Source organism: Wolbachia endosymbiont (group B) of Ennomos erosarius, assembly GCF_964026905.1.
Lineage (GTDB): Bacteria > Pseudomonadota > Alphaproteobacteria > Rickettsiales > Anaplasmataceae > Wolbachia.
The window spans coordinates 557,148-579,645 of the sequence record NZ_OZ034708.1; the positions used below are offsets into that span (position 1 = coordinate 557,148).

At 34.3% G+C, this 22,498-nt stretch carries 26 protein-coding genes and 3 pseudogenes; 9 read left to right on the forward strand and 20 right to left on the reverse strand.

Annotated features, from left to right (window positions below):
* Window positions 1-31: 31 nt before the first annotated feature.
* Window positions 32-1,402, reverse strand: coding sequence for a magnesium transporter (gene mgtE / locus AAGD95_RS02845; RefSeq protein ID WP_341818785.1), 1,371 nt, complete (start codon window positions 1,400-1,402; stop codon window positions 32-34).
* 145 nt (window positions 1,403-1,547) lie between these two features.
* Here mgtE and prfB point away from each other — a divergent pair.
* The 5 genes from prfB to AAGD95_RS02870 all read left to right on the forward strand — a co-directional run bounded on the left by prfB (window position 1,548) and on the right by AAGD95_RS02870 (window position 4,847).
* A protein-coding gene (gene prfB, locus AAGD95_RS02850) for a peptide chain release factor 2 (protein ID WP_341818786.1) occupies window positions 1,548-2,652 on the forward strand; the annotation gives its coding sequence in 2 pieces (ribosomal slippage) (window positions 1,548-1,622 and window positions 1,624-2,652; 1,104 coding nt in all).
* Window positions 2,653-3,042: 390 nt separating this feature from the next.
* Window positions 3,043-3,354, forward strand: a complete 312-nt coding sequence (locus AAGD95_RS02855; protein WP_341818787.1) for a transposase — start codon at window positions 3,043-3,045, stop codon at window positions 3,352-3,354.
* Window positions 3,294-3,569, forward strand: a complete 276-nt coding sequence (locus AAGD95_RS02860) for a hypothetical protein (RefSeq protein WP_341818788.1) — start codon at window positions 3,294-3,296, stop codon at window positions 3,567-3,569. Before AAGD95_RS02855 ends, AAGD95_RS02860 begins: the two co-directional genes overlap by 61 nt.
* Before the next feature lie 180 nt (window positions 3,570-3,749).
* Window positions 3,750-4,601 (forward strand): IS982 family transposase, encoded by an 852-nt coding sequence (locus AAGD95_RS02865; protein ID WP_410542091.1) that lies wholly within the window; start codon window positions 3,750-3,752, stop codon window positions 4,599-4,601.
* Window positions 4,602-4,715: 114 nt separating this feature from the next.
* A complete protein-coding gene (locus AAGD95_RS02870; RefSeq protein WP_265015624.1) occupies window positions 4,716-4,847 on the forward strand; it encodes a hypothetical protein in 132 nt (43 codons plus the stop codon).
* A gap of 41 nt (window positions 4,848-4,888) precedes the next feature.
* On the opposite strand, the gene AAGD95_RS02875 is transcribed toward AAGD95_RS02870, so the two are convergent.
* Entirely contained in the window at window positions 4,889-5,740 is an 852-nt protein-coding gene (locus AAGD95_RS02875; RefSeq protein ID WP_410542088.1) for an IS982 family transposase, read from the reverse strand.
* A 15-nt stretch (window positions 5,741-5,755) separates the two neighbouring features.
* Between AAGD95_RS02875 and AAGD95_RS02880 the strand changes: the two genes are divergently transcribed.
* On the forward strand, window positions 5,756-5,905 hold the full coding sequence (locus tag AAGD95_RS02880; RefSeq protein WP_341818789.1) for a hypothetical protein: 150 nt from the start codon (window positions 5,756-5,758) through the stop codon (window positions 5,903-5,905).
* A 582-nt stretch (window positions 5,906-6,487) separates the two neighbouring features.
* Here AAGD95_RS02880 and AAGD95_RS02885 read toward each other — a convergent pair.
* The 8 genes and pseudogenes from AAGD95_RS02885 to AAGD95_RS02920 form a co-directional block, all read right to left on the reverse strand.
* Entirely contained in the window at window positions 6,488-6,832 is a 345-nt protein-coding gene (locus AAGD95_RS02885; RefSeq protein ID WP_265025536.1) for a DMT family transporter, read from the reverse strand.
* A 16-nt stretch (window positions 6,833-6,848) separates the two neighbouring features.
* Entirely contained in the window at window positions 6,849-7,163 is a 315-nt protein-coding gene (locus tag AAGD95_RS02890; protein ID WP_007548371.1) for a DMT family transporter, read from the reverse strand.
* A 99-nt stretch (window positions 7,164-7,262) separates the two neighbouring features.
* Entirely contained in the window at window positions 7,263-8,369 is a 1,107-nt protein-coding gene (locus tag AAGD95_RS02895; protein ID WP_341818790.1) for a D-alanyl-D-alanine carboxypeptidase family protein, read from the reverse strand.
* Window positions 8,370-8,917: 548 nt separating this feature from the next.
* Window positions 8,918-9,768: pseudogene (locus AAGD95_RS02900) on the reverse strand (IS982 family transposase).
* 639 nt (window positions 9,769-10,407) lie between these two features.
* Window positions 10,408-11,166 (reverse strand): cell division protein FtsQ/DivIB, encoded by a 759-nt coding sequence (locus AAGD95_RS02905; RefSeq protein WP_006280710.1) that lies wholly within the window; start codon window positions 11,164-11,166, stop codon window positions 10,408-10,410.
* The gene (locus AAGD95_RS02910) at window positions 11,147-12,100 is read right to left on the reverse strand and encodes a D-alanine--D-alanine ligase (protein WP_341818791.1); all 954 of its coding nucleotides are present in this window, start codon (window positions 12,098-12,100) and stop codon (window positions 11,147-11,149) included. The genes AAGD95_RS02905 and AAGD95_RS02910 overlap by 20 nt, the downstream gene beginning before the upstream one ends.
* 89 nt (window positions 12,101-12,189) lie before the next feature.
* Complete coding sequence (locus tag AAGD95_RS02915) at window positions 12,190-12,975, reverse strand: hypothetical protein (protein ID WP_341818792.1); 786 nt, start codon at window positions 12,973-12,975, stop codon at window positions 12,190-12,192.
* A 191-nt stretch (window positions 12,976-13,166) separates the two neighbouring features.
* The gene (locus AAGD95_RS02920; protein WP_010082601.1) at window positions 13,167-13,541 is read right to left on the reverse strand and encodes a ferredoxin family protein; all 375 of its coding nucleotides are present in this window, start codon (window positions 13,539-13,541) and stop codon (window positions 13,167-13,169) included.
* A gap of 61 nt (window positions 13,542-13,602) precedes the next feature.
* Between AAGD95_RS02920 and dprA the strand changes: the two genes are divergently transcribed.
* Entirely contained in the window at window positions 13,603-14,649 is a 1,047-nt protein-coding gene (dprA, locus tag AAGD95_RS02925) for a DNA-processing protein DprA (RefSeq protein ID WP_341818793.1), read from the forward strand.
* Here dprA and AAGD95_RS02930 read toward each other — a convergent pair.
* A pseudogene (locus tag AAGD95_RS02930) lies at window positions 14,646-15,496 on the reverse strand (IS982 family transposase). The gene dprA and the pseudogene AAGD95_RS02930 overlap by 4 nt on opposite strands.
* A 202-nt stretch (window positions 15,497-15,698) precedes the next feature.
* Between AAGD95_RS02930 and AAGD95_RS02935 the strand changes: the two are divergent.
* Complete coding sequence (locus tag AAGD95_RS02935; RefSeq protein ID WP_265015624.1) at window positions 15,699-15,830, forward strand: hypothetical protein; 132 nt, start codon at window positions 15,699-15,701, stop codon at window positions 15,828-15,830.
* Window positions 15,831-15,946: 116 nt separating this feature from the next.
* On the opposite strand, the pseudogene AAGD95_RS02940 reads toward AAGD95_RS02935, so the two are convergent.
* The 5 genes and pseudogenes from AAGD95_RS02940 to AAGD95_RS02960 form a co-directional block, all read right to left on the reverse strand.
* Window positions 15,947-17,011, reverse strand: a pseudogene (locus tag AAGD95_RS02940) (class I tRNA ligase family protein); the annotation flags it as partial.
* A 12-nt stretch (window positions 17,012-17,023) separates the two neighbouring features.
* Complete coding sequence (locus tag AAGD95_RS02945) at window positions 17,024-17,638, reverse strand: M23 family metallopeptidase (RefSeq protein ID WP_341818814.1); 615 nt, start codon at window positions 17,636-17,638, stop codon at window positions 17,024-17,026.
* A gap of 53 nt (window positions 17,639-17,691) precedes the next feature.
* Window positions 17,692-18,027, reverse strand: a complete 336-nt coding sequence (locus AAGD95_RS02950) for a MerR family transcriptional regulator (RefSeq protein ID WP_341818474.1) — start codon at window positions 18,025-18,027, stop codon at window positions 17,692-17,694.
* Complete coding sequence (locus AAGD95_RS02955; RefSeq protein WP_265025836.1) at window positions 18,027-18,332, reverse strand: integration host factor subunit alpha; 306 nt, start codon at window positions 18,330-18,332, stop codon at window positions 18,027-18,029. Before AAGD95_RS02955 ends, AAGD95_RS02950 begins: the two co-directional genes overlap by 1 nt.
* A 61-nt stretch (window positions 18,333-18,393) precedes the next feature.
* Entirely contained in the window at window positions 18,394-18,951 is a 558-nt protein-coding gene (locus AAGD95_RS02960) for a hypothetical protein (protein ID WP_341818475.1), read from the reverse strand.
* Window positions 18,952-19,017: 66 nt separating this feature from the next.
* Between AAGD95_RS02960 and AAGD95_RS02965 the strand changes: the two genes are divergently transcribed.
* Entirely contained in the window at window positions 19,018-19,911 is an 894-nt protein-coding gene (locus AAGD95_RS02965) for an IS982 family transposase (protein ID WP_410542092.1), read from the forward strand.
* Between the two features lie 220 nt (window positions 19,912-20,131).
* Here AAGD95_RS02965 and AAGD95_RS02970 read toward each other — a convergent pair whose 3' ends face one another.
* The 4 genes from AAGD95_RS02970 to AAGD95_RS02980 form a co-directional block, all read right to left on the reverse strand.
* Window positions 20,132-20,689, reverse strand: coding sequence for a CvpA family protein (locus tag AAGD95_RS02970; RefSeq protein WP_265026362.1), 558 nt, complete (start codon window positions 20,687-20,689; stop codon window positions 20,132-20,134).
* 57 nt (window positions 20,690-20,746) lie between these two features.
* Window positions 20,747-21,343 carry a riboflavin synthase gene (locus AAGD95_RS02975; RefSeq protein ID WP_265026363.1) on the reverse strand — a complete coding sequence of 199 codons (597 nt, stop codon included), beginning with the start codon at window positions 21,341-21,343 and terminating at the stop codon, window positions 20,747-20,749.
* A 394-nt stretch (window positions 21,344-21,737) separates the two neighbouring features.
* Window positions 21,738-22,112 carry an IS3 family transposase gene (locus AAGD95_RS06455; protein WP_353285022.1) on the reverse strand — a complete coding sequence of 125 codons (375 nt, stop codon included), beginning with the start codon at window positions 22,110-22,112 and terminating at the stop codon, window positions 21,738-21,740.
* Window positions 22,112-22,369, reverse strand: a complete 258-nt coding sequence (locus AAGD95_RS02980; RefSeq protein WP_341818415.1) for a transposase — start codon at window positions 22,367-22,369, stop codon at window positions 22,112-22,114. Before AAGD95_RS02980 ends, AAGD95_RS06455 begins: the two co-directional genes overlap by 1 nt.
* Between the last annotated feature and the right edge of the window lie 129 nt (window positions 22,370-22,498).

The window sequence follows — 22,498 nt, forward strand, 5'->3', positions numbered from 1 at the left end:
GGAATAAATCGCGGTATAGCTATAGATAGTGTCAACTGTTTAATAAAAAGATCGTAGCTAAACCAAGAAATATAAGAGCTGAGAGAATATCAGTTGTTGCCGATGTTAGGATTGAAGAAGAAACGGCAGGGTCAGACTTTAAACGATGAAGCATTATAGGAATGAAAGTTCCGATGAACGTTGCAATAATTGACATCATAATCATGGAGACCACAAAAATCATCTCCACTTTGAAGCTGTGAAACCTTATTGCTAACACTACTAATGAAATAGTAGATAAGATCACCCCGTTTATAAGACCTATTAAAAACTCTTTTACAAGTATTCTTTTTGCATTCTGCTCAGTTAGATATTTTGTTGCGATTGCCCGGATGGTTAGTGTTACCGTTTGCGATCCTGCATTTCCACTCATTGATGCAATTATCGGCATGATTATTGGCAGTACTATAAAACTTTTTATTACATCATCGAAAAAGCCAACTACTATGGAACACATTGTTGCAGCTAAGAGGTTAAACAGTAACCAAGGTAGCCTTTTAATTATAGTTTTGTATATAGGGGCATTTATATCGGCTTTAGAAGATACACCGCTTATTTTGAGTACATCCTCTTCTGTTTCTTGTTGAACAACTTTTATCACATCTTCAATTAAGATCACACCTATAATTTTACCATTCTTATTTACTACCGGAGCTGATAATAGAGAGTAATCTTTAAATATTCTTGCTACTTCCTCTTGGTCTACTCCAGTTTTAATGATTTTTATGTCATGATCCATTATCTCTTTTATTATTGTGTCTCCTGAGTGAGATATTACCTTATTTAAATTAACACTGCCTATAGGCTCTAATTTTGAGTTGATAATGAATATCTGGTAAAATTTTTCTGGTATTTTTTTATAGTTGCACACAAATTCTGTCAGTTGATTTATTGTCCAATAATATGGAGCTATAACCATATCTTTATGTATTAACCTCCCTGCACTTTCTTCTGGGTATGATATCAACTCCTCTACTGATTTCTGAGTCTTGCTGGGCAAATAGTAAAGTATATTTTCTACAGACTTTCTATCTAAATCTTTCACTATGGTTACTATATCTTCTACATCAAGGAGCATTAGTAACTTTGCTGTATTTTCTATTCCCAATGTTTCTATGATCTCTATTTGTAAATCTGGCACTACATGCACTAGGGCATCACTTAACAAATGTTGATCGAGGATATTAACTAGTTTCTCCCTGTGATCACTGATTGAAGTAGATAAAAAATAAGCTAACTGAACGCTATCTATCGTTTTTACAATATTACGAACATTTTCTAGCTCATCGTTATCAAGTGACTCTATTAAGTCATCAATAGCCTTTTTGTCTAAACCATAATGAGAACTTATTTTAATATTCATTATTTTACCTTTAAATATACGTGCTTGATTCCGTTGAGCATTAAAGTATAATAAAATTATTTCAAATTAACTACTATATGGTTAAATTTCTATTTTGTTTGCTGTTATTGTTAGTAATAGTAAATATATTAAAATCTAAAGTATAATGAAAACTTATTCAGAAATTCTTGAACACTTTCAAAGCTTAAATAAAAGTATTTCTCTTATTAGGAGGTGTCTTTGACATAGAAAAATTAAAGTTGCGTCTTGAAGAGCTTGACTCCCAAGCTGCAGATGATGATCTGTGGCAAGATAACCAAAAAGCACAAGAAATTTTAAAAGAACGTTCTAAAATTAAGAATGACGTAGAGTCGTTTTTAAAGCTGGAAAGCGACTACAGTAACGCTATCGATTTAATGAAATCCGCTATTGATGAAAATGATGAAGAATTTTTCTCCGAAGTTGAAAATGAACTGGTAAAGTTAGAAAAATTAATCAAGTGTAAAGAAACAGAATCCTTATTTACTGGTGAAGCAGATAACAATTACTGCTTTTTAGAAATCCACTCAGGAGCTGGCGGAACCGAGAGCAATGATTGGGCTGAAATGCTGATGCGCATGTATGTAAGGTGGGCAGAAATTTATCACAACTTTAAAGTTGAAGTTGTAGAAAAATTAGAAGGAGAGTCGGTTGGTATAAAGTCTGCAATGATAAAAATCGTTGGAGAAAAAGCTTATGGATGGGCAAAAAGTGAAAGTGGAATTCACAGGCTGGTTAGAATATCGCCGTTTGATGCAAATGGTAAACGTCATACCAGTTTTGCAAGTGTAGGAGTAACTCCAGTGATAGAAGATTCAATTGATATTGCTTTGGATGAAAAGGATCTGAAAATCGACACCTACCGTGCTTCCGGAGCAGGCGGTCAGCATGTGAACAAGACTGAAAGTGCGGTACGCATTACGCATATTCCAACTGGTGTTGTAGTTCAATGCCAAAATGGTCGTTCTCAACACAGAAATAAGGATGAGGCGTTAAAATTACTTAAAGGACGTTTGTACCAAATTGAACTGGAAAAAAAAGAACAAAAGATGGCTGAAGAGTATGGTAAAAAATGCGATATAGGCTGGGGTAATCAGATCAGATCGTACGTTATGCATCCATATCAAATGGTGAAGGATTTAAGAACTGGACATGAAGTGGGTAATATAAATTCTGTTTTTGATGGTAATATAGACTGTTTCATAGTTAGTGTGCTTACTAAGCAAAATTAGACTTTTATAGCTAAAGTAATTTAGGCTTACTGACAACCGTCATCCCGCTGCTTGTTAGCGCCTCGGCGGTATGACATGGGGCTGTCTAGCTATAAGAATTCATTTGGTGGTATTACATATAGCATATTAAAACCTAGTACTAAAATGGACGAAACGAAAGAAGCGCAAAACGTAAATGAAAAGAAGGAGCTGTGTAGAGAAGGTTGACACAGTTGTTATAAATTTCCACTAGGCAGCCAGTGCCCAGACTACTTGGATCCAGAAAACTTAACTTTATACCAGGTAATAAGAACTGGATCCCAGACGGCTTTGTTGCATAGCAACCGAAAAAATCTGGTGGCTACTGACAAAATTCATTATAAATAACCATTTAACTGTTGAAGAAAAAATATGCCACAGAAAATGAAAGTCAGTAACCAAAACGGGTATAACAAATTCCTTGAAAAAAGGGGAAATATTTTTCGTTACATTGATGAAGCTATCGAAAATTGGTATGAAAATAGTCCAAAAATGCAGGGCGGCAACTATATTTACAGTGATAAAGTCGTAATTTTGGTGCATATAATTGTCAATCTTTTTAGAATTGGTTTAAGACAAACGGTGGGGTTTATAAAAGGATATCTGCAACAAATAGGAAAAATTTGGCAGTTATCAGCTATTCACAAGCATCAAGAAGGTTTAAAAAACTTAATATTAAGATAAATGATTGCAGGGTTGATAAAAGCAACATGGAAAATATTGAAATTATCATAGATAGCACAAGTATCAGCATTTACAGTAACACTCCTGGCCACAGTAAGGAAAACAGTGCAGATAGAAAGTACCGAAGCTACGAACAAGTAAGAAAGTTACATTATATGCAGATAGGGCATACGATAGGCACAAACTTTATAAATTGTGTAAGAAATACGATATAAAGACAAAAGTTCTACCAAAAAAGGATGCAGCAGAACATTCAAAAATAGATTATATGTCTGACAGAAATGCTGCTATTAACGCGAATTCTGGATTAAAGGAGAATAGAAAAGGCAAGAAAACAGGGTAAACTCAGCAGTTATAAAAAAACAGATGAGGTTAACCATGGAAGATATAACAAACTGTTTTGTTTGGTCGATGATTTTTGCAGAGATATAGAGAAAAATTTTGCAGGTAAACTACTGCCAAATGGTAAAAAACCCACAAGAACAACGGAAATTGAGTACTCCGAAATCATGACAATAATCCTGCTATATCAACAATCTCCGTGTAAAAATTTCAAAACTTTCTATCTACATTACCTAACGTTGCTCTACAAATCAGAGTTTCCAAAGTTGCCTTCATATACCAGGTTTGTTGCTCTAAAGCCTAGGGTTTTGTGGCATTTAGCAATGTTGTTGCATTGGCTTTGTGGACAGTCAGAAAACACTGGAATTTCATATATAGACACAACTCCCATTGCAGTTTGTCATGCAAAAAGAATATCCAAAAACAAAGTTTTTGCTGGAATTGCAAAATTAAGCAAGAGTACTTACGGCTGGTTTTTTGGTTTCAAATTACATATGGTAATCAATGAAAATGGTGAAATTCATTCACTTACGCTAACAAAAGGCAATGTTGATGATAGGATACCTGTGCCAAATCTGACGGAAAAATTAACCGGCCTTTTGTTTGGTGACAAAGGTTATATTGCAAAAGAGCTTTTTCAGAAGCTGTTTGACCGAGGTTTGAAACTTGTTACCAAGGTGAAAAAAGGTATGAAAAATGCATTGATTTCGCTAAATGAGAAGATTTTACTGAGAAAAAGGTCTATCATTGAGACTGTTTTTGGTTACCTAAAAAATAGACTAGAAATTGAACACACTCGCCATAGATCCCCTGTTAATTTTTTGGTTCATATCTTTTCTACTCTCATTTCCTATTCCATCAAATCCAAAAAGCCTTCTATTTCCTATACTTTCTTCCTTCCTTAATCCAGAATTCGCGTTATTAGGTTAATAAAATTATATGGACAAGATGGTGTAAAAGAGTGGAAAAAGGAAGCAATTTATGGAAAGAGATCTTACATAGAAGGATTTTTCTCAAGGTTGAAGCAAGTATTTGGATTTAGCTTTAGGAATAAATCTGAAGTAAATCGTGAAAAAGAATTACTAATTAAGTGCTATTTGCTCAACAAATTCACTGATATTGGTATGGCTAAATTTGAAATCATTACATAAATTTGTCGTAAACCATCACTGCTTAAGACGCGAATTCTGGATTAAGGAAGGAAGAAAGTATAGGAAATAGAAGGCTTTTTGGATTTGATGGAATAGGAAATGAGAGTAGAAAAGATATGAACCAAAAAATTAACAGGGGATCTATGGCGAGTGTGTTCAATTTCTAGTCTATTTTTTAGGTAACCAAAAACAGTCTCAATGATAGACCTTTTTCTCAGTAAAATCTTCTCATTTAGCGAAATCAATGCATTTTTCATACCTTTTTTCACCTTGGTAACAAGTTTCAAACCTCGGTCAAACAGCTTCTGAAAAAGCTCTTTTGCAATATAACCTTTGTCACCAAACAAAAGGCCGGTTAATTTTTCCGTCAGATTTGGCACAGGTATCCTATCATCAACATTGCCTTTTGTTAGCGTAAGTGAATGAATTTCACCATTTTCATTGATTACCATATGTAATTTGAAACCAAAAAACCAGCCGTAAGTACTCTTGCTTAATTTTGCAATTCCAGCAAAAACTTTGTTTTTGGATATTCTTTTTGCATGACAAACTGCAATGGGAGTTGTGTCTATATATGAAATTCCAGTGTTTTCTGACTGTCCACAAAGCCAATGCAACAACATTGCTAAATGCCACAAAACCCTAGGCTTTAGAGCAACAAACCTGGTATATGAAGGCAACTTTGGAAACTCTGATTTGTAGAGCAACGTTAGGTAATGTAGATAGAAAGTTTTGAAATTTTTACACGGAGATTGTTGATATAGCAGGATTATTGTCATGATTTCGGAGTGCTCAATTTCCGTTGTTCTTGTGGGTTTTTTACCATTTGGCAGTAGTTTACCTGCAAAATTTTTCTCTATATCTCTGCAAAAATCATCGACCAAACAAAACAGTTTGTTATATCTTCCATGGTTAACCTCATCTGTTTTTTTATAACTGCTGAGTTTACCCTGTTTTCTTGCCTTTTCTATTCTCCTTTAATCCAGAATTCGCGTTTAAGGTGCTATGCAACAAAGCCATTCCAGACTGGGATGACAAAAAAAGGAGCACTGGAATGACACCATTCGTTGTGTTTAACAAAGTTCGTACTTAGCTTCATGTTAGCCATAAACATTAAGAAATTTACCAAGCGAAAAAAAAGGCAAAAGAAGCCCCGTTGGTGACTAGTTATTTATATGTACTTCAAAATATTGGCGTTTTTTATTCTAAACGCTTAATAACCGCGATTCAGCCGCTTTTAAATGCGACTAACCTAAATTATAAACATTAAGAAATTTACTAAGTAAAAAAAAGGCAAAGAAACCCTAGGGTAGCTAGTATTCAAGTTCTCCCTTGTCTATTTGACGTCTTTTACTGTCTTAAACGCTTTATAAGCGCGTTTCAGCTTATATAGGTAGAAACCTAGTTTTATAAAGACATGAGGTGCACATAGTGCAAAAATTAAGAATGATTTACGCCAAATACATTAATTTTTTTGTCATTAATCCACTGCAGAGATTGCGAAGATAAATAAATAGCTTCAGTTTCATGGTAAGAGGGCTGACGGAGTTTGTCAAGCTATTTTTTGTAGCTCTCATAAGCTGGATTCCAGTTGCATGACAAGATGGAGTGCCTTTAGTGTCATCCCAGTTTGGGATCTCTTATTCCATTTTATCAACAGTTTGTTTTGCAGTATCAAACAATTTTAATCCTATAATCCCGAATGTAACTAAAATAAAGCATATTACTTCGAATAAATTAACTGGTTCATTAAATAGGTAAACTCCAAGTATCGAAGCTCCTATAGCGCCCACTCCAGTCCAAATTGCATAGCATACTCCGATAGGTATAGAACGTGTAGCGAGCGAAAGTAAATACGTACTAAGAGCCATGGAGAATATGCTAATTATTGATGGTACAAGATGAGTAAATCCATAACTATGCTTAAGTGTTATGACCCAGAACACTTCAATTAGTGACGATAAGAGTAAATATATCCAATTCATGCATAAATTTTTAGGTTTAAATAGAGAGCTTTAGCCCTATGGTTCCTATTACAATTAAAACGATACATAAAACTTGAGATAAATTAATATTCTCTGTGAAAGTGGTTGCACCAATTATAGTTATTCCAATTGTGCATATTCCAGAGGAAACTGCATAGCATACTCTAATAGGTAGAAAGCATGCTGCAAGAGATAAAAAGTAAATGCTAATGATCATAATTACCAATGTTGCAATCGAAGGCACAACTTTAGTAAAACTGTTACTAAACTTTAGCGTTACAGCCCACAGTATCTCTAGGATACTGGACAGCAACAAATATAACCAGCACATTTTCGTAACATTTCAATCTTGTATTGTAACAGAAATTGTTAGTCAAAACTACACTAAAGTGCAATAGATCTCTCTTTCGAAATTACTTTAATATCAAACTTAAAACAACATTCTAAAAAACTTTTCTACGAAATTCAATTCCTGTACGTCATTTGCTGCATAAAGTGGTGTAGTTTGTTGTTCAATGCCTGGTATTTCTACAAAAACTTTGCCCACTTCTTGACCTTTTTTAATTGGTGCAGGTATCATATCTTTATATTCAATACGCACCTTAATTTGGTCATGCAATTTGCGGTTGTAAGTTATGGTAACATCGTTTGCAACTGTGACAGGTACTTTTCTATCTTTCCCATAAAGAACATTTACTTCCTCAACTACACTGTCTTTAACGAATATTTTCTTAGTATTAAAATGATTTAAGGAGTATTGTATCAGTCTTTTTGCTTCTTCTATTCGCTCTTTCTCAGTGTTTAAACCATTTACGACAGCAAAAATTCTTCTATCATTTCGTTTTGCAGATGCTACAATGCCGTAACCACCAGCATTTGTATAACCGGTTTTTAAACCGTCAACCCCAATGTCGTGAAAAAGTAGAAGATTTTTATTCTTTTGTGCAATTTCGTTATATGTCAAATATTGTTCAGAAAATAAATCATAATATTCAGGAAAATCGGTGAAAATCCTTTTTGCCAGTATTACCAAGTCTTTTGCGCTCATGAAATGATCTTCGTCTGGCCACCCACTTGAGTTGACAAAATGACTGTCATTCAGATTCAAATTTTGTGCAACCTCATTCATTTCAGCCACAAAATTCTCTTCTGATCCTGCAATGCCCTCAGCTAGTGTTATGCAGGCATCATTACCTGAGACTATTGTAATTCCTTCAAGTAATTCCCTCACCGTAACAAATTGACCTTCTTTCAAAAACATAGAAGAGCCTTTTCTTTCCCACGCTTTTCTGCTTACTCGAAATTTATCCTCCATATTTATTATTCCAGCTTTTAGATAATCGAAGGCTACATATAAAGTCATTAGCTTGCTCATTGAAGATGGGGCCATCTTTTCATCGGAATTATGGTCAAAAATGAACGAGTCTGAAGCTAAATCTAAAACTACTGCTTGCTTTGCTTTGGTTCTAAACTGGTATGAGTATAAAGAAAAAGGAAGTATAAAAACTAATAGCAAAATTACCAATCTGCTTAACATATTTATAATTTTAAATTTACAGTGTACTAATTAATAGTATAATTTTACAGGGGCATTTCAATAGATCTCTTACATAAAAATTCCTTGACACATTTCGCCAGCCCCCTTATCATGGTACTGGAGGTATTCATTTATCTTCAATCTGTACAGATTAAACGACAACAGTATTACGTGATTGGCGTCTTATTTTTAATTTTTTTGCACTATGAGCACCTTATGTCTTCACAACATTTCTAGGTTTTTACCTATATAAGCTGAAACGCGCTTATAAAGCGTTTAAGACAGTATAGAACGCCAATTTGCAGGATTAGAGAGTGACAACTAGCTAACACGGGATATCTTTTGCCTTTTTTTCTGCTTAGTAAATTTCTTAAATATTTATGACTAAAGGTTAGTTGCATTAAAAAGCAGCTAAATTGCAGTGTTTAAGACTTAAAAAACGCCAATACTGAAAATAGACAATGACTAGGGCTTCTTTTGCCTTTTTTTCGTTTGGTAAATTTCTTAATGTTTGTAGCTGAAAGAGCCCAAGAGACGCGAATTCTGGATTAAGGAAGGAAGAAAGTATAGGAAATAGAAGGCTTTTTGGATTTGATGGAATAGGAAATGAGAGTAGAAAAGATATGAACCAAAAAATTAACAGGGGATCTATGGCGAGTGTGTTCAATTTCTAGTCTATTTTTTAGGTAACCAAAAACAGTCTCAATGATAGACCTTTTTCTCAGTAAAATCTTCTCATTTAGCGAAATCAATGCATTTTTCATACCTTTTTTCACCTTGGTAACAAGTTTCAAACCTCGGTCAAACAGCTTCTGAAAAAGCTCTTTTGCAATATAACCTTTGTCACCAAACAAAAGGCCGGTTAATTTTTCCGTCAGATTTGGCACAGGTATCCTATCATCAACATTGCCTTTTGTTAGCGTAAGTGAATGAATTTCACCATTTTCATTGATTACCATATGTAATTTGAAACCAAAAAACCAGCCGTAAGTACTCTTGCTTAATTTTGCAATTCCAGCAAAAACTTTGTTTTGGATATTCTTTTTGCATGACAAACTGCAATGGGAGTTGTGTCTATATATGAAATTCCAGTGTTTTCTGACTGTCCACAAAGCCAATGCAACAACATTGCTAAATGCCACAAAACCCTAGGCTTTAGAGCAACAAACCTGGTATATGAAGGCAACTTTGGAAACTCTGATTTGTAGAGCAACGTTAGGTAATGTAGATAGAAAGTTTTGAAATTTTTACACGGAGATTGTTGATATAGCAGGATTATTGTCATGATTTCGGAGTGCTCAATTTCCGTTGTTCTTGTGGGTTTTTTACCATTTGGCAGTAGTTTACCTGCAAAATTTTTCTCTATATCTCTGCAAAAATCATCGACCAAACAAAACAGTTTGTTATATCTTCCATGGTTAACCTCATCTGTTTTTTTATAACTGCTGAGTTTACCCTGTTTTCTTGCCTTTTCTATTCTCCTTTAATCCAGAATTCGCGTAGATAGGTGATACCTTAAGTTGTCATTCCAGCGCATGACGCTGGAATGGCTTTGTTGCATCGCTAGCTATGATGGATTAAAGATAAAAAAGATAGAGAATATCAGTAGCTTATTATTCTGGTATTTATAACAAGAACGGTCAGTGAATACCTAAATTTGAGTAAAAGAAATTTCACTACCACTCACTAATCCGGCTAAAATTCAAGAATTTCAATGCTTTAGCTATTTTCAATAGAATTAAGTTTATTAATATAAATAATAAATTACTATTCTTAAATTTGATCAGATTGATTGCAAAAAAACAAGATTTTCAATAAGTTGCTTATAATCCTAACTATAGTTAGCCTTTCATAAGTAGCGATGCAACAAAGCCATTCCAGTGTCAGCTACTTTCATGACACCGTCATAAAGGAACCAGTGTCAGCTACTTTCATGACACCATTCTTTTTTCTGGATCCAAGTAGTCTGGGCACTGGGATGACAGGAGAAAGAGGCTACTGGAATGACAGGGAGAGGGGCTACTTGGATGACAGCAGATCACCTCTTCACAAAGATTTTATCAGTAATACGCATATCAATAATACTCCAATCGCTGAAAGTAAAATCAGTTGTATTGTGTAAGTGGTTTAAATAGTCCCATGCACTATAAGGGTTATCTTCAGGCAGTTTTACTGTGGAATCGTTATCAAGTATGATATTCCATCTTCTATTCCCTATATAAGCAAAAGAAGAAATGTGGTCTCTTAATTGAGTTTTACTCTCCAACACATCTCTAACAAATTCTAGGTTTGATAACGAGTTTTGTCCTGTAATTACAACAAGATCATCTACTAGATAGTCATCTACGATCACTTTACCTTCAAAATCAATTACCGAGGTTTTGTTATTATCTTTCCAGAGAGCAAACGGTTTATGCTCATCTATATTAATGTGTAGAGTATTGGGCAAAATTCTGTGAACTCTTACGTGTTTTATCCACCTGCTTACGGATTGTATGTTACCGGCAAGTTTTGAAAGTGATATATACAGGATAGGTTGCGTTCTATCTGTCAAACTTAGAATATCCTTTTTGTTTGTAAATTTATTGCCGCTCACGACTACTTCGTCGATTGAAAATCCACTACTGAGTAATAAACTAGATAGGCAGTCATTATACCAAGTAAAGTAGTAATTAAATCGATTTATTATTTTATCAAGTGAGCTGTAAAGTATTAGCGTAAGAAAAAGTGCTGTGATAATAACCAAGGCACACTTACGCAAAAAACTCCTTTGGCTTCTAGTAATACTGCTCAACATGACTTAAATCCCTAATATTTTTGTGCTGCAAACTATCTTCAATAATAATTTTAACTAATTCATTAAAATTGATTCCTTTTGCCAATTTTGCAATTTCTGGCACTAACGATAACTCAGTAAAGCCAGGATGTGTATTAATTTCAAGCATTTTTAAAGTGTTATTTTTGGGATTATAACGGAAATCTGAGCGGGAAATAGTTTTGCATCCTAAAAATTGATGAACTTTCAGTGCGTGTTCCAAGGTCATTTTATATATATTGTTAGGAATTTCAGTAGGAAATATATGTTCTGCAAATCCATCTGTATACTTTGCTTCATAATCATAGAATTTATTTTTTGGTCGTACTTCTATAGTGCCAATTGCTTCATCCAGCAATACAGCAGTATGTAACTCTATGCCCGGTATGTATTCTTCTACGATCATCTTTTCCATTATAGTAGAACTATTATCTTTCAGTTCTAAGTAATCCTCGTGCGAGAAAATTATGTGCACTCCGATGCTAGAGCCTTCATTAATTGGTTTTAAGACGTACGGATAATCGATTTTAATATTATTTTTTAGTACATCTTCTCGGCTAATTACATAACCTTTTGGAGTGTCGATATTAAGGGATCGAAATATATGCTTTGACATCACTTTATTCATAGCAACAGCAGAAGCCATAACTCCTGAGTGTGTATATTTTATACCTAAAATCTCCAATAAACCTTGAATGCAGCCATCTTCACCATAAGGTCCATGCAGAGCAATAAAAGCAAGCTCAGGATTAATTTTTCTAAGCTTTTCAGCAACGTTGCTGTCAACATCTATTTCTATTGCATTATATGAAAGGCTATCGAGCGCTTTCTTTACTGCTTTTCCGCTCATAAGCGACACTTCTCTCTCACAAGAAAACCCACCACTTAAAATTGCTATAGTTGGAACCATAAGCATTCTATGTTTTACTATATAGCATATATAATGGTTACATTAAGCTTATTAAATACCTACTTTGGCTAACTATAAGACCTTCTTACTTTCCTTTAAGCACTTTTTTTATCCACTTCAAATAGCGTGCTCGGCAACGGTACTGGCGTGTTTGCTGCACCTTTATACTGTTCACAGACAAGCTTTTCTAAATCCTCAGCAGATTGTTCTTTTGCTTCTTCTTTTTTCACTACTCCACTAGTTACTAAATCAATTAAGGCTGTAGTGTGTATTATCATTCGATTATTTAGCTCAAATATCTTTTTTGTATCAAGTGAGGGGTTTCTAATTAAGGCAGATAGTGCATGCATATATTTGTCTATATCAGAAAGACTTTTGCTTGTATCATAGTTGCTAACTAATATATATTCCTTCAAACGCTCAATTTCTTCTGGAGTAAACTTGTAAACTTCATCAAGTTTCCTTATTAAAGATATAGTAAGTATTCTACTTAGAACTCTTAATTCTCTAATAAATTGTACTCCTTCTCCTTCAGGATAAGACATTTCTTCTTTTTTATATTTCTTAAATAATTCTTGATCATAAGACTTTCTGAAATCTGACGTCATTGCTAATGCTAACTCTTTTGAACCTAGCTTAAAAACTTCGTTGAAGCTGCTTGCGTTGGCATCTTGTGCACCGCCTGCAGTAATTCCACAACTCCAAGAAATCTTTTCAGACAAGCTATGATACTCTTTTATCATCTCTTCCAGCAATATTTTAATATCATCTTCGGTTAACTCTACTGTTGATAATAGATCACATGCTTTTTCAAGATTACCGTTCGCTTGAAAAAGTAACCCTTCAATCTTTTTAATGGTTTCTCTTTTATTTATACTCATAACTTACCCCCAAGATTTGATGCTAACAGCTAGTTTTATAATCAAATATTTCAAAAGTCAATAAGCTTTTTTCCTTAATCCTTAAATTAATCGATACTAATTTATCAGCATAACAACTTAGATAACGCAACTATTTTCAGCACCCAAACAACAACCCTGAAATACAAAAAGTTTCTTTTCCTTCAGTAGCATTATTCTAAATTTTCATCAAAATAAGCTGTTTTATCCTTTTTTTCCTTATACTCTTCTGCAGTATAGAGAGGTTGCTTCTTAGCTGTGATATTTGGCCACTTTTGTGAGTATTCTACATTTATATCGTAAAATAACTTGAAAGTTTTTTGTTCGCTGCTCAGCAACTCTTCATCTAGTTCTAAAATATCTTTTATGGAATCATCAGTTACAATTGCATCTACTGGACACTCAGGTATGCACACTCCGCAATCAATACATTCATCTGGGTTAATCACGAGCATGTTTTTACCTTCATAGAAGCAGTCGACGGGACATACTTCCACACAGTCCGTATATTTACATTTTATGCATTTATCTGTAACAAAATGCGTCATAAAACACTGTATATTTGCATTATCTTGGGTACACTAAATTGATAAGAAATTCAAGCCTTTTATGAAGATAAATAAATTGAACAACAAAGAATTAGAAGTATGGTTAAGCTTGGCTAGAACTATAGGACCAATAAAGTTTTTTAGTATACTAAGAACATATGGATCGCTAGATGAGGTGTTGAAATATCTCAATAGGGTGGCTAATAATAAGGTGTATTATGGCATTCAAGATGCACGAGAAGAAATCAATAATGCAGAAAGAATTGGAGCTAAAATTATACCCGCATGTGACCCAGATTACCCTGATCTTTTAAGAAATATCTCTAGTTGTCCTCCTGTAATAACTGCGCTTGGTGATATATCATTATTAAGCCGTGAGATAATTGCAATAATCGGTGGGCGTAACTCTTCAATGAATGGAAGAAATTTTGCCAATAAGTTGGCACTTGATTTAAGCGAAGCTGGTTTTATTATCGTTTCTGGACTTGCAAAAGGAATCGATACTGCAGCAAACAGTGTAATATACAAAAATCATCCCACTATTGCTGTTACAGCAAGCGGAATTGATGTGGTGTATCCAAAAGAGAATTTTGATCTATACAAAAAAATCACTGGGAATGGTGGTTTAGTAATTACTGAGCTTCCATTTGCTACTAAACCAAAGCCTCAATATTTTCCTCAGAGGAATCGAATTATATCTGGTCTATCGCTGGGTGTTGCAGTGATTGAAGCATCGAAACGTTCTGGCTCTCTAATAACAGCAGATTTTGCTTTAAATCAAGGGAGAGAGGTGTTTGCAGTTTCTGGTTTCCCTTTAGATTCACGCTGTAGTGGTAGCAATCATTTAATTAAAAACGGTGCTAAGCTTATCGAATCCGCTGATGACATAATAGAGAGTGTTAGGTTTAGTTTACCTCCGCAGCAAAAAAACCTATTTGATGTTGAGCACCATTCTGTTAACCAAAAACAAGAAAAATTACAACAGGCAAAATCTGTTATAGTTGATCATATTAACTCTGTACCTGTTGATATAGATGAACTTATATTAGCAAGCGGACTTTCTACCAACATAGCTCTAATGGCTCTTCTTACGCGAATTCTGGATTAAGGAAGGAAGAAAGTATAGGAAATAGAAGGCTTTTTGGATTTGATGGAATAGGAAATGAGAGTAGAAAAGATATGAACCAAAAAATTAACAGGGGATCTATGGCGAGTGTGTTCAATTTCTAGTCTATTTTTTAGGTAACCAAAAACAGTCTCAATGATAGACCTTTTTCTCAGTAAAATCTTCTCATTTAGCGAAATCAATGCATTTTTCATACCTTTTTTCACCTTGGTAACAAGTTTCAAACCTCGGTCAAACAGCTTCTGAAAAAGCTCTTTTGCAATATAACCTTTGTCACCAAACAAAAGGCCGGTTAATTTTTCCGTCAGATTTGGCACAGGTATCCTATCATCAACATTGCCTTTTGTTAGCGTAAGTGAATGAATTTCACCATTTTCATTGATTACCATATGTAATTTGAAACCAAAAACCAGCCGTAAGTACTCTTGCTTAATTTTGCAATTCCAGCAAAAACTTTGTTTTTGGATATTCTTTTTGCATGACAAACTGCAATGGGAGTTGTGTCTATATATGAAATTCCAGTGTTTTCTGACTGTCCACAAAGCCAATGCAACAACATTGCTAAATGCCACAAAACCCTAGGCTTTAGAGCAACAAACCTGGTATATGAAGGCAACTTTGGAAACTCTGATTTGTAGAGCAACGTTAGGTAATGTAGATAGAAAGTTTTGAAATTTTTACACGGAGATTGTTGATATAGCAGGATTATTGTCATGATTTCGGAGTGCTCAATTTCCGTTGTTCTTGTGGGTTTTTTACCATTTGGCAGTAGTTTACCTGCAAAATTTTTCTCTATATCTCTGCAAAAATCATCGACCAAACAAAACAGTTTGTTATATCTTCCATGGTTAACCTCATCTGTTTTTTTATAACTGCTGAGTTTACCCTGTTTTCTTGCCTTTTCTATTCTCCTTTAATCCAGAATTCGCGTTATTAGGTTAATAAAATTATATGGACAAGATGGTGTAAAAGAGTGGAAAAAGGAAGCAATTTATGGAAAGAGATCTTACATAGAAGGATTTTTCTCAAGGTTGAAGCAAGTATTTGGATTTAGCTTTAGGAATAAATCTGAAGTAAATCGTGAAAAAGAATTACTAATTAAGTGCTATTTGCTCAACAAATTCACTGATATTGGTATGGCTAAATTTGAAATCATTACATAAATTTGTCGTAAACCATCACTGCTTAAGGTGCTATGCAACAAAGCCCACTGAGATCCATTGTAAGAATTCTGGATTCCAGCGTCACGCGCTGGAATGACACCTAAGTGGGCTGAAGAAATAACGGGAATAATCGGCAAATTGTACCTCTGCGCAAATTCAAAATCACGCTGATCGTGTGTAGGGCAACCAAAAATCGCGCCTTCTCCATATTCCATCAACACAAAATTCGCTATGTAAAGTGGCAATTCCTTATCAAGAAATGGATGTTTTACGTTTAATCCGGTGTAAACTCCTATTTTTTCGTCACTCCCTCTCTTCGATTCTATTTCCTGGATCCAAGTAGTCAAGCACTGGGATGACAAAACTTCAGGAGCATTTGGAAGCCTGATATCTTGCACAATAGGGTGCTCTGCTGCCACTGCACAAAAAGAAGCCCCAAACAAAGTATGAGGATAAGTCGTAAAAACTTTTAATTTCTTATTCAGGCCAACGATTTCAAACTCTATAGTTGCTCCTTCAGATTTTCCTATCCAACGCTCCTGCATTGTTTTGACTTTTTCTGGCCAATTTTTCAAACTTTGCAGGCACTTGAGTAAATCTTCAGCGAAATCAGTAATCTTTAAAAACCATTGGGACAACTTACGTTTTTCAACAACTGCACCTGATCGCCATCCTTTTCCATCAACCACCTGTTCATTTGCAAGCACTGTTTGGTCCACTGGATCCCAGTTAACCCATGACTCTTTTCGATAGGCAAGCCCATGCTTTAAAAAATCCAGGAAAAATTTTTGTTCGTGTTTGTAATAATCAGGCTCACATGTGGAGAGTTCACGCTCCCAATTATAAGAAAGACCTATAGATTTCAACTGTGTACGCATATTATCTATATTCTCTTTTGTCCATGTTTCAGGGCTAATATTGTTGTCCCTTGCTGCATTTTCAGCTGGTAATCCAAACGCATCCCAGCCAATTGGATGCAAAACCTCAAATCCATTAGCTCTCTTGTAACGTGCTATCACATCCCCTATTGCATAGTTACGTAAGTGTCCCATATGAATTTTACCAGATGGATATGGAAACATTTCCAACACGTAACACTTTTTTTGTTTACTATTCTTGCTTACAGAAAAATCCCATTTATCTTGATAAAATTTTTCAACACTTTTAAAATCATATTTCATATAAATCCAAATTCAATTACAGTTCATATGCATCAAAGGATCAACCGCTTGGCCATTATGCCGTATTGTGAAACACATCTGTGGATCTTTATCTTGTGTGCTTGATTTACCTGCAGATCCAATTACTTGACCTTGCTTTACTTTATCGCCAATTTCAACATGTATGTTTTTTAAATAGGAGTACACAGTCATGTAATTATCTTTGTGTTCCACTATAATTAAATTCCCATACCATCTCAGCCCTTTGCCTACATATACCACTTTGCCAGGTGCAGAGGCAACTACGTTCGTTCCATTTTGAGCAGCAATTTTTATGCCATCCTTACACATTTCATCAGAAGAAGTAGCTGAAATAACTGTACCTTTAACTGGCATTACAAATTTACAATTTACCCCATTAATTTCCACGTTTTGTGCATTATTGTTATCTTTGTATATCCTGTTTATGATGGCTTTTCTACTTTCTTTTTGCACTGAAGGCTCCCTAGTTAAATGGTACTCTCTTGTATATTCCAGCTCTCTTTTTCCGTAAAATCCTTCGCCTTTAAGCAGCACAGGTGCAGGTTTTTGCAGGCCACAGCCTATTAATATTGCTAATAACATAAGAAATGAGGCTATATGCCACATTTTAGATATATCAACTCTCACAAAACTCCAAAATTCTAGCGAGACGTAGTGTTTCACGCCTGTTCGTTACTTTCCTCGTTATTTATTTTACTAGTTAAATAGTCCCTCAAATCGGTAAGTTCTTGCAACAAATTCTTTGGATCACGATTGACTTTTATATCATTACCAAATTCCTTTTGCACTACTTTTATTGTATATCCTTTATCATATAGCATGTACTTTACTTTCTTTATGGCCTCTATACACTTACGATCATATAGCCTTCTTCCTTTACGCTTTGTAGGCTTAATTTGATGAAATTGACCTTCCCAGAATCTCAAAACATGCTGTTCCAAATGTAGCTCTTCAGCTACTTCCCTAATCGTATAAAATAATTTTTCCTTATTCATTAATTATTTATTGATTTTTTTATAGTTTTTGAAGGCCTAAAAGAAACTGAGTTTCTTGCTTGAATCATCACTTTCTCTGATGTATTTGGTATATTTCCTGGTCTTTCCTTCTTTTTTTTGACCAAGAATGTTCCAAATGACGATATTTTCACTATTCCATCCTTTGCCAAGCTCGTCTTCATTTCGTCCAATATATCGTCTATTATCGAAGCAGAGTCTTCCTTTGATAATCCTATTTCTTGGTTTATATTTTCAGCTATCATTGCCTTAGTTACTGTTGTGTCTTTTGTTGTAACGTGATCCATAATTGAGTAAGTATTGCAATATGTAAACACAATATAGCAACTGACTTAAGGTTCAGCTACTTTATTTTTTAGGGTATGTCTCTTTTGTAGCATAATTTAAAATACTGGCAGTTGCCAACGTTACGAATATTGCAAAAAGCGCCATTTGATAATCTGTAAAAAGTGCTAACATTGACACTATAACTCCACTGCCAATAAACATAAATCCATTGATAATGGATGATGATGTGCTAATGTATTTTCGTTTCACAATCTCGCTGCCGACAGTAAAATTAAGCATATGTCCTCCCGCAAAAAACCCGAACATTAACATACAAAAGTACACAACGTGGACTGTTAAATGGCTGCATAGTAAAATAATAATTGAGACGCCTTGCAATAAAGCAAAAGCAGAAATTACATGTTTCCTATTTTTAAATAAGTTTGAGATTCGATCTGCAATTGGAGCACCAACTGCAAGACCAAGCCATAGTATTGCGGTTGCTATACCTGACTCCATTGCATTGAGTTCTGAGTTGCTCAGTAACCTTGGAGCCCACAAGGTATTAAGTGCTAAAAATGTTCCAAAAGTAATAGCACCCACCACTGAAGTTATCCAGATATCTCTTAATTTTAGCACCGTTAACGCGAATTCTGGATTAAAGGAGAATAGAAAAGGCAAGAAAACAGGGTAAACTCAGCAGTTATAAAAAAAACAGATGAGGTTAACCATGGAAGATATAACAAACTGTTTTGTTTGGTCGATGATTTTTGCAGAGATATAGAGAAAAATTTTGCAGGTAAACTACTGCCAAATGGTAAAAAACCCACAAGAACAACGGAAATTGAGCACTCCGAAATCATGACAATAATCCTGCTATATCAACAATCTCCGTGTAAAAATTTCAAAACTTTCTATCTACATTACCTAACGTTGCTCTACAAATCAGAGTTTCCAAAGTTGCCTTCATATACCAGGTTTGTTGCTCTAAAGCCTAGGGTTTTGTGGCATTTAGCAATGTTGTTGCATTGGCTTTGTGGACAGTCAGAAAACACTGGAATTTCATATATAGACACAACTCCCATTGCAGTTTGTCATGCAAAAAGAATATCCAAAAACAAAGTTTTTGCTGGAATTGCAAAATTAAGCAAGAGTACTTACGGCTGGTTTTTTGGTTTCAAATTACATATGGTAATCAATGAAAATGGTGAAATTCATTCACTTACGCTAACAAAAGGCAATGTTGATGATAGGATACCTGTGCCAAATCTGACGGAAAAATTAACCGGCCTTTTGTTTGGTGACAAAGGTTATATTGCAAAAGAGCTTTTTCAGAAGCTGTTTGACCGAGGTTTGAAACTTGTTACCAAGGTGAAAAAAGGTATGAAAAATGCATTGATTTCGCTAAATGAGAAGATTTTACTGAGAAAAAGGTCTATCATTGAGACTGTTTTTGGTTACCTAAAAAATAGACTAGAAATTGAACACACTCGCCATAGATCCCCTGTTAATTTTTTGGTTCATATCTTTTCTACTCTCATTTCCTATTCCATCAAATCCAAAAAGCCTTCTATTTCCTATACTTTCTTCCTTCCTTAATCCAGAATTCGCGTTCTTAGGGTCGAGAAATTTAGAAAGAGCCATTGCTAAAATGCTTAGAAAAGATTAATAATTATACACACAGTTATTCAACCATATTTTTGACTTACAATTTTGAATATTTGCTCTTAACCTGACACATATGGCTTTTTGAATACTCCCAATGAACATATTTATAAATAAATATTTACTCTTCTTTTTTATTGTTTTTAGGTTTTTCTTAATCAACCATTTCTCCACCGATCTCTTTTATTTTTAGTATCAACGACTCTGGTACATACATGTCAATTACTTCTTCTGCTGTCACAAATAAAGTCTGATAAGAGTGTGAATTTATTATCCAATTAGGCAATATGTCTTCTGCTTTTATTTCAGAATGTTCCTCTTTTTTGTCATATACTGTGTAGCAATATAAGTGCACAGCAAAAAATAATATATAAGAGAGCAATATTCCTTTAAGCACTCCGAGAAAGATTCCAGTAACTCTATCGATAAACCCCAACCTTATGGGCGATAATATGTACATTAGCCAGTTATTTATTATCATCAATATAAGATTAAGTATAATAAATACAGAAATTGTAGAGAGTATGTTTAACGTAACTTTAGAATCAAAATATTTACTATAATTTAGAGTGAAAAAATCATAGTGATTAGCTGTCAGAAAAACTGATAAAAATAGAAACATTAGTGCGCATAGCTCTTTTATAAAGCCTCTAGTTATCGAGATTATTACACATAGAACAACAATGAAGATAATTAGACTATCGAAAAGCATATTTTATATCTATATGGTTTTCAAGATATAATAGTTATAAATAACGAGGTTGTAAAATTAATTGTATTTATGCTGCATCAGTTGATCTAAATACCTAGCGATCATGTCAATTTCTAAATTCAGATAATCATTTACTTTGTTGTACTGAAAAGTTGTATTTTCCCATGTATAGGGAGTGATATTTACTGTAAATTCCTGATTAATAACTGAGTTCACTGTGAGAGAAACCCCATCTAGTGTAACAGAGCCTTTTTTTGCAACAAATTTAATTAATTCTTGTGGGCATGATAGCTTGATTTCATGAGAATCTAAATTTCGCTCAATTGTTAAAATTTTTACTATCCCGTCAACATGACCCTGAACTAGGTGGCCATCGATCTTATCACTTAATCTCATTGCTTGTTCGAGATTTATTTTTTTGCCTATCTTCCACGTATTTAAGTTAGAAACCTTCATAGTTTCTTGAGACGTTTGGACTGTAAATGTATCGCTCATTATATCAACAACAGTTAAACACACACCAGAGCAAGCTATTGAGTCTCCTTTATTTATAGAGGGTAAGTTTTGTGTTTTGATATGGAAAATTTGATCAGAGTTGGAGTGAGTGGTAGTATCAGTTATAGTCCCGATATCCGTGATAATTCCTTTAAACATGTGGTGAAAATAAATAATTTTACCATGAAAAATTTTTTACAACAACTTATTTCTATTTTGTTATAGCTAAAGTAATTCTGGTTTACCGACGATTTAAAAAACGACAAATTCGTCATTCCGCTACTTGTTAGCGGCTAAGAGATACCGCGGCGGTTGTAAGTTAAAAATATGTTATAAAAGAAACACCTTGGTTACACTTTGTCAACGTCGTTACGCAAATGAGAGCTCAAGAAAAATGCAGACTAGAAGCACCGGCATGTAAAGGAAAGTTTTCAAAAAACTGGTCCTACCCAGAAGGTATGAATTAGGTATTGCTTGGTTGGAAGCAAGAGAAGAGAATCACTTCTCAGTGACCTTACCCAGAAAAAGTAGAGAGAAAGTTAAGACGATTTTGTCATGAGAATGATGCATCAAATTGTGCAGGAATGCAATAGTTAATAGTAGAATGTCTACGTTGTTTGTTATAAAAGATTTCTATGTATTCAAATATGGCAGTTCTAGTTTGTTGAGCAGAATGTTGAGAAATATCAATAAGCAGCTCCCTTTTGAGTGAACTGAAGAAGCTTTCTGCAACAGAATTATCGTAACAACAGCCCTTATGGCTCATGCTGGAAATGATGTTTTTTGTATTCAATAGAAATTGGTAATTTTGAGAGGTATACTGTGACCCTTGATCGCTATGTAACAGTAGATTTTCAGGGGGTTTGCGTTTGTTAACAGCCATAAGCAAAGAATCCACAATTAATTGTTTTGTCATTGTATGACTCATTAACTACCATGCGTGAGAATTATTGCTGCCAACAACCTTCCTTGGTTTTTATATAAGTAATCCCATACTTTATTTGGTTGCTCAGTGATAAAATTTTGATCTAATATATTAAGAGCAATAACCATATTATTTGGTTGTTTTTTAGTTTTAAATCTTCGTCTAAGTTTGGCTATAATGTCATTTTCCTGCATAACATTTTGCACTGTTTTGATGTTATAATTTTTGCCTAAAGCTTTTATGGATTTTAGGGGCTCCATATCTGCATTTAGATGCTTTTTTTGAATCTCTGCTAGAAGTCCTTCCCTTGCTAATTCTTTATTGCTTTTTTCTTTAGCAATCCATTTATAATAACCACCAGCACAAAACCCTGCATAGTTCCTGTATTT

What these genes read in the sequence shown, in the direction of transcription:
- mgtE (WP_341818785.1), bottom strand. Translation starts at nt 1,402, where the DNA reads ATGAATATTAAAATAAGTTCTCATTATGGTTTAGACAAAAAGGCTATT.
- AAGD95_RS02855 (WP_341818787.1), top strand. Translation starts at nt 3,043, where the DNA reads ATGCCACAGAAAATGAAAGTCAGTAACCAAAACGGGTATAACAAATTC.
- AAGD95_RS02880 (WP_341818789.1), top strand. Translation starts at nt 5,756, where the DNA reads ATGGTTAACCTCATCTGTTTTTTTATAACTGCTGAGTTTACCCTGTTT.
- AAGD95_RS02885 (WP_265025536.1), bottom strand. Translation starts at nt 6,832, where the DNA reads ATGAATTGGATATATTTACTCTTATCGTCACTAATTGAAGTGTTCTGG.
- AAGD95_RS02890 (WP_007548371.1), bottom strand. Translation starts at nt 7,163, where the DNA reads ATGTGCTGGTTATATTTGTTGCTGTCCAGTATCCTAGAGATACTGTGG.
- AAGD95_RS02895 (WP_341818790.1), bottom strand. Translation starts at nt 8,369, where the DNA reads ATGTTAAGCAGATTGGTAATTTTGCTATTAGTTTTTATACTTCCTTTT.
- AAGD95_RS02905 (WP_006280710.1), bottom strand. Translation starts at nt 11,166, where the DNA reads ATGTTGAGCAGTATTACTAGAAGCCAAAGGAGTTTTTTGCGTAAGTGT.
- AAGD95_RS02910 (WP_341818791.1), bottom strand. Translation starts at nt 12,100, where the DNA reads ATGCTTATGGTTCCAACTATAGCAATTTTAAGTGGTGGGTTTTCTTGT.
- AAGD95_RS02915 (WP_341818792.1), bottom strand. Translation starts at nt 12,975, where the DNA reads ATGAGTATAAATAAAAGAGAAACCATTAAAAAGATTGAAGGGTTACTT.
- AAGD95_RS02920 (WP_010082601.1), bottom strand. Translation starts at nt 13,541, where the DNA reads ATGACGCATTTTGTTACAGATAAATGCATAAAATGTAAATATACGGAC.
- dprA (WP_341818793.1), top strand. Translation starts at nt 13,603, where the DNA reads ATGAAGATAAATAAATTGAACAACAAAGAATTAGAAGTATGGTTAAGC.
- AAGD95_RS02945 (WP_341818814.1), bottom strand. Translation starts at nt 17,638, where the DNA reads ATGTGGCATATAGCCTCATTTCTTATGTTATTAGCAATATTAATAGGC.
- AAGD95_RS02950 (WP_341818474.1), bottom strand. Translation starts at nt 18,027, where the DNA reads ATGAATAAGGAAAAATTATTTTATACGATTAGGGAAGTAGCTGAAGAG.
- AAGD95_RS02955 (WP_265025836.1), bottom strand. Translation starts at nt 18,332, where the DNA reads ATGGATCACGTTACAACAAAAGACACAACAGTAACTAAGGCAATGATA.
- AAGD95_RS02970 (WP_265026362.1), bottom strand. Translation starts at nt 20,689, where the DNA reads ATGCTTTTCGATAGTCTAATTATCTTCATTGTTGTTCTATGTGTAATA.
- AAGD95_RS02975 (WP_265026363.1), bottom strand. Translation starts at nt 21,343, where the DNA reads ATGTTTAAAGGAATTATCACGGATATCGGGACTATAACTGATACTACC.
- AAGD95_RS06455 (WP_353285022.1), bottom strand. Translation starts at nt 22,112, where the DNA reads ATGAGTCATACAATGACAAAACAATTAATTGTGGATTCTTTGCTTATG.
- AAGD95_RS02980 (WP_341818415.1), bottom strand. Translation starts at nt 22,369, where the DNA reads ATGGAGCCCCTAAAATCCATAAAAGCTTTAGGCAAAAATTATAACATC.